2 pseudogenes are annotated in these 350 nt (G+C 60.6%); both read right to left on the bottom strand.

Annotated elements, in window-relative coordinates:
- Positions 1-213: pseudogene (locus AC0L2K_RS35170) on the bottom strand (MBL fold metallo-hydrolase); the annotation flags it as partial.
- 4 nt (positions 214-217) lie between these two features.
- Positions 218-350: pseudogene (locus AC0L2K_RS35165) on the bottom strand (fumarylacetoacetate hydrolase family protein); the annotation flags it as partial.

Raw genomic sequence — 350 nt, 5'->3', positions numbered from 1 at the left:
CGGCTTGTCGGTGACGGTCCTGACCTTCTCGATCACCTTGCCGGCCAGTCGGGGCGTGGCCTGAGCGTCGATCACCAACACCGATTCGTCGCCGATGATGACACCAGTGTTCGGGTCGCCCTCGGCGGTGAAGGCCCACAAGTCGCGGCCGATCTCGGTGAAGGAGATCTTTTTCTCCGCCATATCGCCGACAGATGCGAATTGCTTGGCCATGATCTCAGACTTCCTTCTTGTGTTGCGTCACCGTCTGCTCAATCGCGCCGAAGATCGAGCGGCCGGCCTTGTCTCTCATCTCGATGCGGACCGTGTCGCCGAAACGCATGAAAGGTGTCTTTGCCGCACCCTGCTCG

The sequence above is a fragment of the Mesorhizobium sp. WSM4817 genome (genome assembly GCF_055811135.1).
Note: the sequence above shows the minus strand (reverse complement) of the source record. Positions and strands in the feature narration are given on the sequence as shown.